The sequence below is a fragment of the Pseudomonas sp. 2725 genome, from assembly GCF_050434585.1.
GTDB lineage: Bacteria > Pseudomonadota > Gammaproteobacteria > Pseudomonadales > Pseudomonadaceae > Aquipseudomonas > Aquipseudomonas jessenii.
This window is the reverse complement of the sequence record NZ_JBNDIV010000003.1, coordinates 207,396-225,606: the sequence shown is the minus strand read 5'-3', so window position 1 is coordinate 225,606 and position 18,211 is coordinate 207,396. Positions and strand designations below refer to the sequence as shown.

General features: G+C 62.1%; 12 protein-coding genes. 9 read left to right on the top strand and 3 right to left on the bottom strand.

Annotated elements, in window-relative coordinates; translation table 11 throughout:
• The first annotated feature begins 78 nt into the window (after positions 1-78).
• On the top strand, positions 79-858 hold the full coding sequence (locus ABIE16_RS08860; RefSeq protein ID WP_057714950.1) for a TSUP family transporter: 780 nt from the start codon (positions 79-81) through the stop codon (positions 856-858).
• On the opposite strand, the gene nudC is transcribed toward ABIE16_RS08860, so the two are convergent.
• Both nudC and ABIE16_RS08850 read right to left on the bottom strand, forming a co-directional pair.
• Positions 826-1,656, bottom strand: coding sequence for an NAD(+) diphosphatase (gene nudC / locus ABIE16_RS08855; protein WP_057714951.1), 831 nt, complete (start codon positions 1,654-1,656; stop codon positions 826-828). The genes ABIE16_RS08860 and nudC overlap by 33 nt on opposite strands.
• A gap of 6 nt (positions 1,657-1,662) precedes the next feature.
• Positions 1,663-2,475, bottom strand: coding sequence for a crotonase/enoyl-CoA hydratase family protein (locus ABIE16_RS08850; protein WP_057714952.1), 813 nt, complete (start codon positions 2,473-2,475; stop codon positions 1,663-1,665).
• Positions 2,476-3,034: 559 nt separating this feature from the next.
• On the opposite strand from ABIE16_RS08850, the gene glgA reads away from it, so the two are divergent.
• The 8 genes from glgA to ABIE16_RS08810 all read left to right on the top strand — a co-directional run bounded on the left by glgA (position 3,035) and on the right by ABIE16_RS08810 (position 15,819).
• Complete coding sequence (glgA, locus tag ABIE16_RS08845) at positions 3,035-4,618, top strand: glycogen synthase GlgA (RefSeq protein WP_429520916.1); 1,584 nt, start codon at positions 3,035-3,037, stop codon at positions 4,616-4,618.
• 12 nt (positions 4,619-4,630) lie between these two features.
• On the top strand, positions 4,631-6,427 hold the full coding sequence (gene treZ / locus ABIE16_RS08840; protein ID WP_429520915.1) for a malto-oligosyltrehalose trehalohydrolase: 1,797 nt from the start codon (positions 4,631-4,633) through the stop codon (positions 6,425-6,427).
• Positions 6,424-8,502: a 4-alpha-glucanotransferase gene (gene malQ, locus ABIE16_RS08835; RefSeq protein WP_429520914.1), complete on the top strand. Its 2,079-nt coding sequence runs from the start codon at positions 6,424-6,426 to the stop codon at positions 8,500-8,502. Before treZ ends, malQ begins: the two co-directional genes overlap by 4 nt.
• Complete coding sequence (locus ABIE16_RS08830; protein WP_429520913.1) at positions 8,499-11,294, top strand: malto-oligosyltrehalose synthase; 2,796 nt, start codon at positions 8,499-8,501, stop codon at positions 11,292-11,294. Before malQ ends, ABIE16_RS08830 begins: the two co-directional genes overlap by 4 nt.
• A gap of 21 nt (positions 11,295-11,315) precedes the next feature.
• Positions 11,316-11,633: a DUF2934 domain-containing protein gene (locus tag ABIE16_RS08825; protein WP_218495982.1), complete on the top strand. Its 318-nt coding sequence runs from the start codon at positions 11,316-11,318 to the stop codon at positions 11,631-11,633.
• A gap of 172 nt (positions 11,634-11,805) precedes the next feature.
• Positions 11,806-13,968 (top strand): glycogen debranching protein GlgX, encoded by a 2,163-nt coding sequence (gene glgX / locus ABIE16_RS08820; RefSeq protein ID WP_429520912.1) that lies wholly within the window; start codon positions 11,806-11,808, stop codon positions 13,966-13,968.
• 213 nt (positions 13,969-14,181) lie between these two features.
• Positions 14,182-14,940 carry a PIG-L deacetylase family protein gene (locus ABIE16_RS08815; RefSeq protein ID WP_429521156.1) on the top strand — a complete coding sequence of 253 codons (759 nt, stop codon included), beginning with the start codon at positions 14,182-14,184 and terminating at the stop codon, positions 14,938-14,940.
• Positions 14,941-15,054: 114 nt separating this feature from the next.
• Entirely contained in the window at positions 15,055-15,819 is a 765-nt protein-coding gene (locus ABIE16_RS08810) for an endonuclease/exonuclease/phosphatase family protein (RefSeq protein ID WP_349733981.1), read from the top strand.
• Between the two features lie 158 nt (positions 15,820-15,977).
• Here ABIE16_RS08810 and glgB read toward each other — a convergent pair whose 3' ends face one another.
• Complete coding sequence (glgB, locus tag ABIE16_RS08805) at positions 15,978-18,209, bottom strand: 1,4-alpha-glucan branching protein GlgB (RefSeq protein WP_349733979.1); 2,232 nt, start codon at positions 18,207-18,209, stop codon at positions 15,978-15,980.
• Between the last annotated feature and the right edge of the window lie 2 nt (positions 18,210-18,211).

Below are 18,211 nucleotides of genomic sequence, written 5' to 3'. Positions count from 1 at the left end.
TGGTTTTGTGTTGTACAGATGAGTAAGATGCTGCCCTTCCCTGCAGCCCTTTCTGCACCCGCCGAATAAGCCGATCCCATGCCTTTCGAACTCAGCGTTGACCTCTCCACCCTGGCCATCCTGGCCTTAGTCGCTTTTGTTGCCGGTTTCATCGACGCCATCGCCGGTGGCGGTGGGCTGTTGACCACCCCGGCCTTGTTGACCGCCGGCCTGCCGCCGCATCTGGTGCTGGGCACCAACAAACTCAGCTCGACCTTCGGCTCGGCCATCGCCAGCTTCACCTTCTACCGCCGCAAGCTGTTCCACCCCGCGCAATGGATTCATGCCATCGTCGGCACCCTGGTCGGAGCGCTGACCGGTGCGGTGGTCGCGCATTACCTGCCGGCGGAATGGCTGAACAAGATGCTGCCGGTGATCGTCTTCGCTTGCGGTGTCTATCTATTGTTTGGCGGCACGCCAAAAGCGCCACTGGACAGCGAGGCACCGATCAAGAAAAAGTGGCAGTCGACCCAAGGCTTCAGCCTCGGCTTCTATGACGGTGTGGCGGGTCCCGGCACGGGCGCGTTCTGGACCGTGAGCAGCCTGCTGCTCTACCCCATCGATCTGGTGAAAGCCAGCGGTGTGGCACGCAGCATGAACTTCGTCAGCAACGCGGCGGCGCTGTCGATCTTCATCTTTTCCGGTCAGGTGGACTGGATCATCGGCCTGTGCATGGGCTTGTCGTTGATGGTCGGCGCCTTCTTCGGCGCCCGCACCGCCATCAGCGGCGGCGCGAAATTCATTCGTCCGGTGTTCATCACCGTGGTGCTGGGGCTGACCGTGCGCCTAGCCTGGCAGCACTGGTTCAGCGTGGCCTAAGCGCCGCGCCACGTAGACGTCGATCAGGTAACGGGCAATCGAGCGTGACGCCGGCAACGGCGGCAGCTCGTGCACGTTGAACCACTGGGCGTCCTCGATCTCGTCTTCCTGACAGACGATCTCGCCACCGGCATATTCGGCGTGAAAGCCGAGCATCATCGAGTGCGGGAACGGCCAGCACTGGCTGCCCATGTACTGGATGTTCCTGACCTCGATGCTCACCTCTTCGCGAACTTCGCGAATCAGGCAGTCCTCGGCCGATTCGCCCGGCTCGGCAAACCCCGCCAGGGTGCTGTAGACACCGCTGACAAAACGCGGTGAGCGCGCCAACAGCACTTCATCGCCTCGGGTCACCAGTACGATCATGCTCGGCGAAATCCGTGGGTAGCTGCGCAGATCGCACGGCTGACAATACATCGCCCGCTCGCGTGGCACCTGGGTCATGGCCTGACCGCAGTTACCGCAATAGCGGTGTTCACGGGCCCAGGTGCCGATCTGTGCGGCGTAACCGAGCACCTTGTAGAGCGTGTGATCGCCTTCGAGCATGAACGCCCGCAGGCCTTTCCAGTTGCAACCCGACACTTCGCTGTGACTGCGCAACTCCAGCAGATAGACCGGCTCGCCATCGAGATGACCGATGCCATGCTCGGCAAGAATCGACAGGTCCTGGCGCTTGAGCCATTCGCGAGCGAACAGTGCGCCGTTGTCATCGAACAGAAAGCCTTCGGGGCTGCGCGCGATGGCCCAGCCGCCGGGTTGATCGGTGTCCAGTACTGCGGTGGTCCAGCGAGGAATCATGGTTAATCAATCCAGAAATTCGGGTTTCTGTTTGCTCATATGGGCGGCCATGGCCACGCGCAGATCGGTGGATTGCAGCATGGCGGCGTTCCAGGTGGCGATGTATTCGAGGCCGTCATCGATGCGATGGTCGCGCATGTAGCTGATCATTTCCTTGGTGCCGGTGACGGCGATCGGCGACTTGCTGGCGATTGCGTAGGCAATGCCCATGACGCCGTCGAGCAGGCTGGCGTTGTCGCTGTAGACGCGATTGACCAAGCCCATGCCTCGCGCTTCGTCGGCGCCGAAGGTGCGACCAGTGTAAGCCAGTTCCCGCAGCATGCCGTCACCGATGATCCGCGGCAAGCGTTGCAGCGTGCCAACGTCGGCGGCCATGCCGATGTCGATTTCCTTGATCGAAAACTGTGCGTCCTCGGCGGCATAACGCATGTCGCAGGCGGCAATCAGGTCGATGGCGCCCCCCAGGCAGTAACCCTGAATGGCCGCAAGCACCGGTTTGCGGCAGTTATCGACTGCATTGAAGGACGCTTGCAGGGTGAGGATCTTGCGCCGCAACAGGCGCGCATTGCGTCCGACGTCCTTGCCCAGCTCATTGGCCACACCGGCCAGCATCATCAGGTCGATCCCCGAGGAAAAATGCTTGCCTGCCCCGCTGAGGACCACCACGCGCACTTCATCGGTGTCGTCGATCCACTGGAAGATCTCGACGATCTCGCTCCAGAACGCTGCGTTCATCGAGTTGATCTTCTCCGGGCGGTTGATCTGTACGTGGGCGATTTTATCGACCAGCTCGACGTTGAACGCGCTGTATTGAGACATGCCAATGATCCTTTTGCGGGCAAAAATGAGGCCCGAACTATAACAAGGCATCAACGTGGGCAGTAAGGCAGCGGTTCGGCCAAATGCGGGACTCAAACCAGTGCACCAGAACAGTGCGCCCCTGATAAATCGTGTCGCACATTTATATGACTGCCCAGTGACTTTTTGAGGCCAAAACGCAAAAAAACATGCACTTCGTCGGGGCGTTTGCACCTAGATCAGGCACGTCCGTACCGCTACAAACCGATTGTCGAACAATTTTGCCATCCGGCCTTTACCGCTCTAAGTTCTGGCCTAGACTCATTTTCTCGAAGCGAAACCGGTCGGTCACAAAGTGGAAAAATAGTCGAAACTTTTTCCAATCCCGATCGGTCCTCTGACAAGAAGGTGCGTTGCGACTGGTGCAATCCTTGCAATGGCTCATTCACCCCTTTTGCTTCGACGCATTGGGCAGCGCTTGCTCACTGATGCGTAGCGCGATTGCGCCCGGCCACAGCAATTGGCCATGAAACACCGTTTGCCAGACCTAAGAATTAGATCAACAACACGGGAGATTCATATGATCAGTACGGCTTTGGAAATACAGGGAGAGCGTGCTCATCAGGTCGGCGAATCGAGCGCCGCAACTGCCGCAAACACCCAACCCGTCGGCGTTCCTGGCACCAGGACGCTGACTCCGGCAGCCAACCAGAATCCGAACCGTAAAAAAGTGTTGTTCGTCACCTCGGAAATTGCCGACCTGGTGAAGACCGGTGGCCTGGGCGACGTTTCTGCAGCGCTGCCACGGGCCATGGCCCATCTGCACGATGTGCGGGTACTGATCCCGGGTTACCCGCAGGTGCTGAACAGCGAAAATCCGATCCATATCATTGGCGAGCTTGGCGGTCATGCTGCGCTGCCACCGTGCAAGATCGGGCGCATGGACATGCCCGACGGTCTGGTCATTTACGTACTGATCTGCCCCGAACTCTACGAGCGCGAAGGTTCGCCCTACGGCGCCAACAACGGCCGCGACTGGCCGGACAACCATATCCGTTTCGCCCGTCTGGGCCTGGCGGCGGCCGATATTGCCGCCAACCTCGCGCAGATCCATTGGTGCCCGGATCTGGTGCACGCCCACGACTGGCCGGCCGGCCTGGCCCCGGCCTACATGCACTGGCGTGGGCAGCGTACGCCGACGCTGTTCACCATTCACAACCTGGCCTATCAAGGCGTGACCAGCCTGGGCTCGTGCCCCGAACTGGGCATTCCCCATCACGCGCTGCAACAGGAAGGCATGGAATTCTACGGCAAGATGTCGTTCCTCAAGGCCGGCATGGCCTATTCGAGCCACATCACCACCGTCAGCGCAACCTACGCCCAGGAAATCACCACCCCGGATTTCGGCTGCGGCCTGGACGGTTTCCTCGCCGCCAAGACCCAGCAAGGCCTGCTCAGCGGCATTCCCAACGGCATCGATGAAAGCTGGGATGCGGCGACCGATCCGCACCTGTTCTGCCCGTTCAACATCGGCGACTGGGATGGCAAGGCCGTTAACGCTGCCCATGTCCGCGAGCTGTTCGGTCTGGAAGATTCCCAAGGGCCGCTGTTCGCCGTGGTTTCGCGCCTGGTCTACCAGAAAGGCCTGGACCTGACCGAAGCGGTGTCCGAGTACATCGTCAAGTCCGGCGGCCAGATCGCGATCATCGGCCGTGGCGAACCGGAAGAAGAACAGTCGATGCGCCAGCTTGCCCTGCGTTTCCCCGGGCAGATCGGCGTACGCATCGGCTTCAACGAAACCGACGCCCGGCGCATGTTCGCCGGCAGCGACTTCCTGCTGATGCCTTCGCGTTACGAGCCATGCGGCCTGAGCCAGATGTACGCCCAGCGCTTCGGTTCGTTGCCGGTGGCGCGCAACACCGGTGGCCTGGCCGACACCATCGAAAACGGCGTGACCGGTTTCCTGTTCGATGAATCCACGGTGCAGAGCTACCAGGAAGCCCTGAGCCGCGCGTTCAAGGTGTTCGCCTTTCCCGACCTGCTGCACGCCATGCGCTGCCGGGCCATGGCGGCGCCGTTCAACTGGTGCAAGGCGGTCGAACCCTACGCCGAGCTCTACGAACAGCTTGTGGCTAAGGCATTGGGGAAATCGCACAAACAGTAAGAGGCTTTCAAGATGCCGTTACGGACCCTTGAGACCTGGCCCCACGGCGCAATCATGCTGGACGCAGAGCACACGCGATTCGCGTTGTGGGCGCCAGATGCGTTCTACGTCAGTGTCGAACTGGAAAATGGACAGTCCTTGCCGTTGCTGCCCCAGGCCGACGGCTGGTTCGTGAGCAACATCCGATGCACGGCGGGCACGCGTTACCGCTACAGCATCGACGGCGAACTGGAAGTGCCCGACCCGGCCTCCCGCGCTCAGGCCGGCGATATCGACCGGCACAGTGTGGTGGTCGATCCGCTGGTCTATGCCTGGCAACACAGTGCCTGGCTGGGACGGCCATGGAACGAAGCGGTGATCTACGAACTGCATGTCGGTGCGCTCGGCGGCTTCAGCGCCGTCGAGCAGCATCTGGCGCGGCTGGTCGAACTGGGTGTCACCGCGATCGAACTGATGCCCGTCGCGCAGTTTCCCGGTGAGCGCAATTGGGGTTATGACGGCGTCCTGCCCTACGCGCCCCAGGCGTCATACGGCTCCCCCGAGCAGCTCAAGCACTTGATCGACACCGCCCACGGCCACGGCCTGGCGGTGATTCTCGACGTGGTCTACAACCACTTCGGCCCGGATGGCAATTACCTGCATCGTTATGCCAAGGGCTTTTTTCGCGAAGACAAACACACGCCGTGGGGCGCGGCCATCGACTTGCGCCGTCGCGAAGTACGGGACTTCTTCATCGAAAACGCCTTGATGTGGCTGCTGGAATACCGTTTCGACGGTTTGCGCCTGGACGCGGTGCACGCCATCGAAGACCCGGATTTCCTCCAGGAACTGGCACGACGGGTGCGCCAGCAGACGGGCCCGACGCGGCATGTGTGGCTGATGGTGGAGAACGAACACAACCAGGCCAGCCTGCTCGAACAGGGTTACGACGCGCAGTGGAACGATGACGGCCACAACGCCCTGCATGTATTGCTGACCGGGGAAACCGACGCCTATTACGCCGATTACGCGCAAAACCCCACCGAACAACTGGCGCGCTGCCTGAGCCAGGGTTTCGTGTTCCAGGGCCATCTCAACCGCCATGGTGTGGCGCGGGGTGAACCCAGCGGGCATCTGCCGCCCAGTGCATTCATCCTGTTTTTGCAGAACCATGACCAGATCGGCAACCGGGCCTTCGGCGAGCGCCTGCATCAACTCGCCCACCCGCAAGCGCTGCGGGCCGCCACGGTGCTGCTGCTGTTGTCGCCGATGATTCCGCTGCTGTTCATGGGCGACGAATTTGCGGTCGAGCAACCCTTCCTGTTTTTCACCAGCCATCATGGTGAATTGGCCAAGCAGGTTCGCGACGGCCGGCGCAGCGAGTTCGCGGCGCTCAGCGCCTTTGCCGACCCGATCCTGCGCGAACACATTCCGGACCCGAATGATCCGCAGACGTTTGCAGCGTCCCGCCCGGTCCTGCCATCGACCGGCCATTGCGAGATGCACGACCTGTATTGCCGCCTGTTGCAGATCCGTCACCGGCACATCATCCCGCGCCTGCCGGGCGCCCAGGCACTGGGAACCGATGTGCTGGGCGAAGGCGCGGTCAGTGCATCCTGGCGCTTGGGCGATGGCAGCCAGCTGCGCATTGACCTGAACCTCAGCGCCAGGCCTGTAGTCCATACCTCACAGACCGATGCCATGCGCTTGTTCGAATACCCGCCACAGAACCCCGACCTGCCGGCTACAAACACTCTTGCCCCGTATTGCGCGCTCGTCAGCCTCGCCGCCGCAGTCCCCTTTGCTACCTCGTTTGGAGAGCGTCCATGAGTGATGCGCAACTGGAAATCCTGGCCAGCCGTGCCGGCCTCGCCGTCGACTGGATCGACGCCAACGGCCGCCCGCAAAAAGTCGCGCCGTCCGTGTTGCGCAACGTGCTGGCCGGCCTGGGCCACCCGGCCGGCAGTGCCCAGGAAATCGACGCCAGCCTGCTGGAACTGCAAGAGGCGCAACAGACCCATCATTTGCCGCCATTGATCACCGCCGATGCGGGGATGGGCCTGGACCTGGCGCGTTTTTTCGAGCCCGGGACCCCATGCGAAATCCACCTGGAGGACGGTTCGCGGCTCAACCTGAAACTGGACGCCAACGCGGTGCTGCCGGGGCTGGTACCGGTCGGCTATCAACAGATCAGCATGGACGGACAAAACTTCACCCTGGCCGTGGCCCCGGCCCGTTGCTACAGCGTGGCCGATGCCGTGGACAACCCGATCCCCCGAGCCTGGGGCCTGAGCGTGCAGTTGTATGGCCTGCGCCGCCCCGGCGACGGCGGGTTTGGTGACACCCAGGCGCTGGAGGACCTCGCCCGGGTAGCCGGCGAGCGTGGTGCCGAGGCGCTGGCGATCAGCCCGCTGCATGCGATGTTTTCCAGTGATACCCAACGCTACAGCCCCTATTCGCCGTCCAGCCGTTTGTTTCTCAACAGCCTTTACTGCGCCCCCGGCACCATTCTCGGCGAACGCGCGCTGCGTACCGCCATCGATGCAACCGGGCTGGCCATTGAACTCAAGGCGCTGGAAGAGCGTCCGCTGATTGACTGGCCGGCCGCCGCCGAAGCCAAGCATCGGCTGTTGCAGTCGCTGTACGAAGGTTTCGTCCAGGGTGAACACCCCTTGCACGAAGACTTCAGCAGCTTTCGTCACGCCGCTGGCGAAGCGCTGGAAAACCACTGCCGCTTCGAAGCCATCCAGGAGGCACGCGCCGCCCGGGGTGAACACCTCGACTGGCGGCAGTGGCCCGAACCCTGGCGCAACCCGCGCAGCGCCGAACTGGCGGCATTCGCCGAAGAGAATGCCGGGCGCATCGGCTTCTTCGCCTTCTGCCAGTGGCTGATCACGCGCTGCCTGGAGCGCGCGCAAACCGCCGCCCGCGCCAGCGGCATGAGTATCGGCCTGATCGCCGACCTGGCCGTTGGCGCCGATGGCGGCGGCAGTCAGGCCTGGAGCCGTCAGGACGAACTGCTCGCGTCCCTCACCGTCGGCGCGCCACCGGATATTCTCAACCGCACCGGCCAGGGCTGGGGGATTTCCGCGTTCTCCCCTGAAGGCCTGGTGCGCAATGGTTTCCGGGCCTTCATCGAAATGTTGCGGGCCAACTTCGCCCACTGCGGCGGCTTGCGCATCGATCACGTCATGGGCTTGCAGCGTCTGTGGGTCATCCCCAACGGTTCGCCGCCAGCCGACGGCGCTTACCTGTATTACCCCGTGGACGATCTGCTGCGTTTGCTGACCCTGGAATCCCATCGTCACCAGGCCATCGTCCTCGGCGAAGACCTCGGCACCGTGCCGGACGGCCTTCGGGAAAAACTCATCGCCCGTTCGATGCTGGGCATGCGGGTATTGCTGTTCGAACAGGACAACACGCACTTCAAGCCGATCCTCGACTGGCCCGACAACGCCCTGGCCACCACCAGCACCCATGACCTGCCGACCCTCAACGGTTGGTGGCATGGTCGCGATATCGACTGGAATGCCCGGCTCGGCATGGTCGATGCCGGCGGTGAAATCGAATGGCGCCAGCACCGCGAACGCGAGCGCGAAGGCCTGCGTCGGGCGTTGAGCCAGGACCCGCAGAACTTCCGCGAAGAGTCCCACGAAACCGACCAGGTGCTCGATGCCAGCGTGCGCTTCCTCGGTCATACCCGGGCACCCTTGGTGCTGCTGCCCCTGGAAGATGCCCTTGGCGTCGAACAGCAAGCCAACCTGCCCGGCACCACCGACACCCACCCCAACTGGTCGCGGCGCTTGCCCGGTTACAGCGAAGCCCTGCTCGATGGAGCGGATGCCGCACGACGCCTGGAATTGCTCGCCTGCGCGCGGCTCCAGGCGGCCGAGCGTGATCGATGACCCAGGTGCCGACCCGACCACTGCGCGCCACCTTGCGCCTGCAATTTCACAAAGGCTTCACGCTCGAAGATGCGGTGCCACTGGTGCCGTATTTCGCCCGCCTCGGCATCAGCCATGTCTACGCCTCCCCGCTATTGCGCGCCCGCGCCGGGTCGATGCATGGCTACGACGTGGTGGATCCGACCAGGGTCAATCCGGAACTGGGCGGTGAGGCGGCGCTGAACAGCCTGGTCAGTGCTCTGCATGGGCACAACATGGGGTTGATCCTCGACGTTGTCTCCAACCATATGGCGGTCGGCGGCAACGATAATCCCTGGTGGCTGGATTTGCTGGAGTGGGGACGCCTGAGTCCTTACGGAGAGTTTTTCGATATCCAGTGGCACTCATCCGACCCGTTGATGGAAGGCCAGTTGCTCCTGCCGTTTCTGGGCAGCGACTACGGCGTCGCGTTACAGGAAGGCACCCTGCCCCTGCGATTCGATGCCTGGCACGGCACCTTCCATGTCGAGCACTACGAACACCGCTTTCCCATTTGCCCCAGCGATTACGGGGAGTTGCTCAGGACCGATGCACCGCTCGATACGCAACAGGCCGAACAACTGAAAAACCTGGCCGATCGCTTCAGCACCCTGAGCTACCAGACCGACGCCCACAGCCTGGCCCTGCCATTGAAAGCAGAACTTCGCGATCTGGTCAGCGATCCGGCCATTGCCCAAGCCATTGAGCAGCACCTGAACAACTACGTCTCACTGACCGGCGAAGGCTTCCAGCGCCTGCACAACCTGTTGGAACGCCAGAGCTATCGCCTTGCCAGTTGGCGCACCGCCGCCGATGACATCAACTGGCGGCGCTTCTTCGATATCAATGAGTTGGGCGGACTGCGCGTCGAGCGTCCCGCCGTGTTCGAAGCCACCCACGCGAAGATCTTCCAACTGGTGGCTCAAGGGCTGATCGACGGGTTGCGCATCGACCACATCGACGGCCTCGCCGACCCGCGGGGCTACTGCCGAAAACTGCGCCGCCGGGTCGACAGCCTGTCAGCGGGCCGCCACCTGCCCATCTATGTGGAAAAGATCCTCGGCGAAGGGGAAACCCTGCATCGCGACTGGTCGGTGGACGGCACCACCGGCTACGAATTCATGAACCAGTTGTCACTGTTGCAACAGGATCCGCGGGGCGCGCAGACACTGGCCGAACTCTGGCATCGTCACAGCGAGCGGCCCGCCGACTTCTGCCAGGAAGCACAACTGGCCCGTCAACAAATCCTCGGTGGTTCCCTGGCCGGAGATTTCGAAAGCGTCGCCCAGGCCCTGCTGCAAGTGGCCCGGGACAACCTCATGACCCGCGACCTGACCCTCGGCGCCATTCGCCGGGCCTTGCAGGCGCTGATCGTGCATTTCCCGGTGTACCGCACCTACATAGGCCCCCTTGGCCGTTCAGCCCGGGACGAGGCGTTTTTCCGCCAGGCCATGGACGGTGCCCGCCAAACCCTGGGCGAAGCGGACTGGCCGGTGCTCGACTGCCTGGCCGGCTGGCTCGGCGGTGAACCCTGGCGTTCGCGCCCGGCCGGGCGTGAACGCAAGCGTCTGAAGCACGCCTGCGTACGTTTCCAGCAACTGACCTCGCCGGCGGCGGCAAAATCGGTGGAAGACACCGCGCTCTATCGATCGGCCGTCCTGCTCTCGCGCAATGACGTTGGCTTCAACACCGAACAGTTCAGCGCACCGGCCGCCGACTTTCATCAGGCCTGCATCGAGCGCCTCGACACCTTCCCGGACAATCTGCTGGCCAGCGCCACCCACGACCACAAGCGCGGCGAAGATTCACGGGCGCGGCTAGCGGTACTGAGCGAGCGCAGCGCCTGGTACGTCGACCAGATCGGCCTGTGGCGCGCCCTCGCCCGGCCCTTGCGCATCGACGATCAAATGCCATCGTCGGGCGATGAAATGATTCTGTACCAGACGATTCTCGGCAGTTGGCCGCTGGAGTTGGGGATCGATCATCCGCCGTCCCTCGAGGACTATGCAAAACGTATCTGGCAGTGGCAACGCAAGGCCCTGCGTGAAGCCAAACTGCAAAGCAGCTGGAGCGTGCCCAATGACCCTTACGAGCAAGCGACAGAGGACTTCATCCAGCGCCTGTTGCTCAGCCCCGAAGGTGAGCTGTTGCGTACGGCCCTGGCCAAGGCTGCCCGTTCGATTGCCGCCCCCGGCGCACTCAATGGTTTGGCGCAAACCTTGCTGCGCATGACCGTGCCCGGCGTGCCGGATTTGTATCAGGGCAACGATTTCTGGGACTTCAGCCTGGTCGACCCGGACAACCGTCGTCCCGTGGATTACGCCAGCCGCCAGCAGGCGTTGCAGCAAGCGGTGGACCTGCCGGACTTGTTGCAGAACTGGCGTGACGGGCGCATCAAGCAAACCTTGATTGCGCGCACCCTGGGCCTGCGCGCCGAGCATGCCGAGCTGTTTCGGCGTGGCACCTACCAGGCCCTGGAAGTGGTGGGCAGCGAGGCCCATCGAGTGCTGGGATTTGTCCGTGAACGGGAGGGGAAACGCGCCATTGTGATTGTGCCGATACGTTGTGCCGATCTGCTGGAAAACGGTGCCGAACCACAGGTCCACGCGCCGCGGTGGGGCGAAACCCGGGTCAAACTGCCGTTCGCCGACCCTGACGAACATCTGCAGGGACTTTTTTCCGGCATCACAGTCACAAAACACAGGGAGCTGTTGATCAGCGCCGCGCTGGGGGATTTCCCGGTCAATCTCATTATTCAAACTACCCACACTTGAGTTCAGTTCAGGAGCATTGCGATGAGTACCGACGAAAAACGCATCCGCGAATTTGCCTATCAGATCTGGGAATCCGAAGGAAAACCCGAAGGCCAGGAAGCCCGCCACTGGGAGATGGCGTGCAAACTGGCGGACGCCGAAGCCCTGGCCCCGAAAAAACCGGCCAAGGCTGCCCCGAAAACCCCGGTCAGCAAAACGGCCAATGGCAAGGCTGGCGATGCCAAGGTCGCCGCGCCAAAAGCCAAGGCCAAACCGGCAGCGGCTTCAAAAGTGGTCCCACCGGGGGAAAAGGCCGTCGAGAAAAAGCCCCGGGCTGCGCGAAAACCGCCAGCGGTTTGACCCGCACAGCGTTTGCCCTGATTGATTTCGTGGCACACCTGTTCGCCCCGAAAAACACCTGTAGGAGCGAGCTTGCTCGCGATAGCGGAGTTTCAGCCAACATGGATTTGAATGTTGAACCGCCATCGCGAGCAAGCTCGCTCCTACAGGTACCCCGTTTACAGGAGTACCTATGACCAGTCCGAAGAAAGCCGCCGCGCCAGCCCCTCGTGCCGAAACCACACGAATCCGCGAAGGCCTGCCCTTTCCGCTGGGTGCCACCTGGGATGGACTGGGAGTCAACTTCGCCCTGTTTTCCGCCCACGCCACCAAGGTTGAACTGTGCCTGTTCGACGACGCCGGCGAAGTGGAACTCGAACGCATCGAACTGCCCGAATACACCGACGAGATTTACCACGGCTACCTGCCCGACGCCCATCCGGGGTTGGTTTATGGCTATCGCGTCTACGGTCCGTACGACCCGGCCAACGGCCATCGCTTTAACCCCAACAAACTGCTGATCGACCCTTACGCCAAACAACTGGTGGGCAAGTTGAAATGGTCCGAAGCGCTGTTCGGCTACACCATCGGCCACCCCGACGCCGACCTCAGCTTCGATGAGCGGGACAGTGCGCCCTTCGTGCCCAAATGCAAGGTCATCGACCCGGCGCACACCTGGGGCCACGATCATCGTGTCAGCGTGCCGTGGGACAGGACGATCATCTATGAAACCCATGTGCGCGGCTTCAGCATGCGTCACCCTGCCGTCCCCGAGAATCTACGCGGCACCTTTGCCGGGTTGATGGTCGATGAAGTGGTCGAGCACATCCGCAAACTCGGTGTGTCGACCGTGGAGCTGCTGCCGATCCATGCGTTCGTCAACGACCAGCATTTGCTGCACAAGGGCATGACCAACTATTGGGGCTACAACAGCATTGCGTTCTTCGCCCCCGACCCGCGGTACCTGGCCAGTGGCAAGATTGCCGAATTCAAGGAAATGGTCGCGCACCTGCACGAAGCCAATCTGGAGGTGATCCTCGACGTGGTCTACAACCACACCGCCGAGGGCAATGAACAAGGCCCGACCCTGTCCATGCGCGGCATCGACAATGCGTCCTACTACCGCCTGATGCCCGATGACAAACGCTTCTATATCAACGATTCCGGCACCGGCAACACCCTGGACCTGAGCCACCCGTGCGTGCTGCAAATGGTCACCGACTCCCTGCGCTACTGGGCCACGGAAATGCACGTGGACGGCTTTCGCTTTGACCTCGCAACCATCCTTGGGCGCTATCACGACGGTTTCGACGAGCGCCACAGTTTCCTGGTGGCCTGCCGCCAGGACCCGGTACTGCGCCAGGTCAAACTGATCGCCGAGTCGTGGGACTGCGGCCCCGGCGGTTATCAGGTCGGCAATTTTCCGCCGGGCTGGGTCGAGTGGAACGACAAGTTCCGCGACACCGTGCGCGCCTTCTGGAAAGGCGACGACGGGCAACTGGCGGACTTTGCCAACCGCCTGACCGCTTCGGGCGAAATGTTCAACCAGCGTGGCCGGCGGCCTTACTCATCGGTCAATTTCGTCACCGCCCACGACGGTTTCACCCTCAACGACCTGGTGTCCTACAACGACAAGCACAACGAAGCCAACGACGAAAACAATCAAGACGGCAGCAACAACAACCTGTCCTGGAACCACGGCGTCGAAGGCCCCACCGACGATCCCGAGATCAACACGCTGCGCCATCGGCAGATGCGCAATTTCTTCGCCACCCTGCTGCTGGCCCAAGGCACGCCGATGCTGGTGGCCGGCGACGAGTTCGCCCGCACCCAGGACGGCAACAACAATGCGTACTGCCAGGACAGCGAGACCGGCTGGGTCAACTGGGACCTCAGCGACGACGGCAAGGCCCTGCTCAAGTTCGTCAAACGCCTGATCAAATTGCGCCTGACCTACCCGGTCCTGCGGCGCGGGCGTTTCCTGGTGGGCAATTACAACGAGGACATCGGCGTCAAGGATGTGACCTGGCTGGCGCCGGACGGTACGGAAATGACCACCGAGCATTGGCACGATGCGCACAATCGATGCCTGGGCATGCTGCTCGATGGCCGCGCCCAGGAAACCGGCATTCGCCGCAAAGGCGTCGACGCGACATTGATGCTGGTGGTCAACGCACATCACGACATCGTCAATTTCCGGCTGCCTGAAGTGCCTGACGGCGGTTTCTGGACATGCATGATCGACACCAACCAACCGTCGATCCGCGGCCAGGAGCGCTTTGAGTTTGGCCACGAGTACTCGGTCACCGGCCGTTCGTTGCTGCTGTTCGAATTGCAGCATGAGGAAGAAGAGTAAAAGAGACGCCAGGTATTCATAGCCGTGACACCGCAGGGCGGAAATATCATTGCGGACAACTTCACGACGCGACGAATAGCGTTACATGAGCAATACTCGATTTGCGGCAATCCAGGGTTTGGCTTGTCGCGCCGCTATCCACCAGCCCTCAAGGGTCTGCCGGGCTTGTCCCATGCACGACTGAAGGCGACGCAGAACAAGGACGTATCCACCATGAAACCCGTTTCCCTGAGCGAAGTCAGCCTGCCCTCACAGATCTGGAACAGCGCCCCGCAACTGGACAGCATTCCGGTCATCAACACCCAATCCCTGGTACCCACCGGCGCACGCGTGGTGCTCATTGCCCCGCACCCTGGCGATGAAGTCGTGACCTGCGGCGGCCTGCTGCAATTGCTCAGTAACCTGGGCCACCCGCTGCAATTGATCTCGATCACCGACGGCAGCGCCAGCCATCCGGGGTCACAGCAGTGGTCGGAAAAACGCCTCAGCGTGTTTCGTCCCCAGGAAAGCGTGGAAGCCATACGTCGACTCGGGTTGCCGATGCACAGCCTGAAGTGGATTCGTGGCGGGTTTACCGATAACGCGCTGGCGGAACAGGAAGATCAGATCGCCCGATTCATCACGCGCTACCTGCGCCCAGGTGATGTGGTGTTCAGCACCTGGCGCCAGGACGGCAATGTCGACCACGACACTGTTGGCCGCGCGAGCGCCAGGGCGGCGGCCAATATCGGGGCCTCCTACAACGACGTACCGTTCTGGGCCTGGCACTGGCCGGCACGGGACCGGGAGCTGATTCCCTGGCACCGTGCCCGCAAGGTGCGCCTCGATACCTGGACCGTCGCCCGCAAGAGTCACGCCACCCACGCCTACGCCAGCCAACTGGACGGCGAACCGGCCATCGGCCTCGCGCCGTTGCTGCCCCGGCCGCTGCTGGAGCGTATCCGTTTGCCTTATGAAATTGTGCTGGTTTGAAAACGCAGCCCATTGGACTGAACTGCCTGCTATCGCATCAGTCGCATACATAAGCAGCCCTGAGTCAGAGGAGTGCATGTGGCCAGTCATTCAAAACCGCAGGTAACCGAATCAATGCCATTGAACACGCCCCCCGCGATTCATCGGCTTCGCGTGCTGACGGTCAACACCCATAAGGGTTTTACCGCACTCAACCGGCGCTTCATCCTTCCTGAATTGCGTGAAGCGGTGCGCAGTACGTCGGCAGACCTGGTGTTCCTGCAAGAAGTCGTCGGTGAGCACGACCGCCACTCCTCCCGCTACAACGATTGGCCACAAACCTCGCAATATGAATTCCTCGCCGACAGCATGTGGAGCGACTTCGCCTATGGGCGCAATGCCGTCTACCCCGACGGTCACCATGGCAATGCCCTGCTGTCGAAATATCCGATCCGCGAGTATCGAAACCTGGATGTTTCCATTACCGGCCCGGAACGCCGTGGCTTGCTGCACTGCGTGCTGGACGTACCGGGTCATCGCGAAGTGCATGCGATCTGCGTTCACCTCAGCCTGCTGGAAAGCCATCGTCAGCTGCAATTGCAGTTGCTCTGTCAGCTCCTCGAGTCCCTGCCGGATGATGCGCCGGTGATCATTGCCGGCGACTTCAACGACTGGCAGATGCAGGGCAATGCCACCCTTGCCCGCCGCGACTACTTGCACGAAGCCTTCGAACGCCACCTGGGTCGTCCTGCCAAAACCTACCCCGCGCGGTTTCCCTTGCTGCGCCTGGACCGCGTCTACCTGCGCAACGCCAGCAGCCATGAGCCGCAAATACTGGGAAACAAGCCGTGGACGCACCTGTCCGACCATTTGCCGCTGGCGGTGGAAGTGCATCTCTGAATCACGGCCATTCATTGCCAGGTGTCGGCGTCGATAGCACCGGCCCCTTCGCGAGCAAGTCGAATCGTCGCACCGCCGCTCCCACACTGGATTGATGCCGTACTCAAAACCAGTGTGGGAGCGAGCCTGCTCGCGAAAGGCAGCAACGCGGCTCTGGATCAGCCCTGCGGCCTTAACATCAACACCGCCAACGGCGGCAAATTCAGCACCAGTGACAACGCCTGGCCATGGCTCGGCGTTTCCTCGGCAACCGCCCCGCCACTGTTGCCGTAGTTGGAACCGGCATAGATGGACGAGTCGCTGTTGAGCACCTCGTTCCACTGCCCGGCAAACGGCACCCCGACGCGATAAGCCTCGCGTGGCACGGGCGTAAAGTTGGCCACCACCAGCACCGGTTCGCCGTCCTTGCTCCAGCGCAACCACGCATAAACGCTGTTGATCGCGTCATCGCCGATCAGCCATTGGAAACCCTGCGGCACGTCGTCCTGCTCATGCAGCGCCGGCTCTTCGCGGTACAAGCGGTTGAGGTCGGCCACCAGTTTCTGCACCCCCTGGTGCTCGGGGTATTGCAGCAGGTACCAGTCCAGTTGCTGGTCATGGTTCCACTCGCGCCACTGGCCGAACTCGCAGCCCATGAACAGCAGTTTCTTGCCCGGATGCGCCCACATGAAACTCAGGTAGGCCCGCAGGTTGGCGAATTTCTGCCAGCGGTCGCCTGGCATCTTGTCGATCAGCGAGTGTTTGCCGTGCACCACTTCATCGTGGGAGATCGGCAGGATGAAGCGCTCGGACCACGCATATACCAGGCCGAAACTCAGTTCGTTGTGGTGATGGGCGCGGTACACCGGGTCCTGCTGGATGTAATGCAGCGAGTCGTGCATCCAGCCCATGTTCCATTTGTAGGCAAAGCCCAGGCCGCCCTGTTGCGTGCCCTGGCTTACACCGGGCCATGCGGTGGATTCCTCGGCGATCACCAGCGCACCGGGCGCTTCGAGGGCCACCACGTCATTGAGGTGACGCAGGAAGTCGATGGCTTCCAGGTTCTCCCGCCCGCCATGGCGGTTCGGCACCCACTCGCCGGCCTTGCGCGAGTAGTCGCGGTAGAGCATCGAGGCCACCGCATCGACCCGCAGGCCGTCGACGTGGAAATGCTTGAGCCAGTGCAGCGCCGACGCCAGCATGTAACCATGCACTTCGGTGCGACCCAGGTTGTAGATCAGCGTGTCCCAGTCCTGATGGAAACCTTCCTGCGGGTTGCCGTACTCGTACAGCGCCGTGCCGTCGAACTGGGCCAGGCCGTGGGTATCGGTGGGGAAATGCGCCGGCACCCAATCGAGAATCACCCCGAGTTCGGCCTGGTGGCAGGCGTTGATGAACGCGGCGAACTCGTCCGGCGTGCCATACCGCGCACTCGGCGCGAATTGCGACAACAACTGATAACCCCACGAGCCGCCGAACGGGTGCTCCATGATCGGCATCAGTTCGATGTGGGTGAAACCGAGGTCTTTGACATAGGGAATCAGCCGCTCGGTCAACTCGGGCCAAGTGTACTGGCGGGCCACTTCGCCCAGATCGTCCAGCTCGCATTGCCACGAGCCGGCGTGCAATTCGTAGATCGACAACGGCGCCGTCACCCGCTGGCGGTCACCACGGGTCATCATCCAGTCCTGATCCTGCCAGTCGATGTTCAAGGGTGAAGCGACTTTCGAGGCGGTGTCCGGTGGCAGGCTGGTGGCCAACGCCACGGGGTCGGCCTTCAACGGCAGGATGCCGTGGGCGCCGAGAATCTCGTATTTGTAGGTGTCCCCGGCTTGCAGGCGCGGGATGAACAATTCCCAGACGCCTGTGGGGTGACGCAGGCGCATCGGGTGCCGGCGCCCGTCCCAGACGTTGAAATCACCGACCACCGACACCCGCCGGGCATTCGGCGCCCACACGGCGAAACGCACGCCGTCGATGCCGTCCACGGTTTTCAGTTGCGCGCCCAGGCACCCGCTGAGGTCGCGGTGATTGCCTTCGGCAAACAGATACAAATCCATTTCGCCCAACAACGGACCGAAGCTGTAAGGATCTTCTGCCGTTTGCTCGCCGCCGGCCCAACGGGTACGCAGCAGATACGCTTGCGCACGTTCGAAATGCCCGACAAACAATCCCGGCGTCTCTGTGGCTTCAAGTTGGCCGAGCTCTTGTCCGGTATCCCTGGCCAGCACCTGCACACTCAAGGCACCCGGCAGATACGCGCGAATGAATTGCCCGCCAGCGCCATCAGCGTGGGGGCCAAGAATCGCAAAAGGATCGATATGCTCAGCGCGCACCAATGCGTCGATATCCCGCGCCCTGGGCAGCAGCGCTTCTTTGTGATGACCCTGTTCCTTGTTCGAGACACTCATGA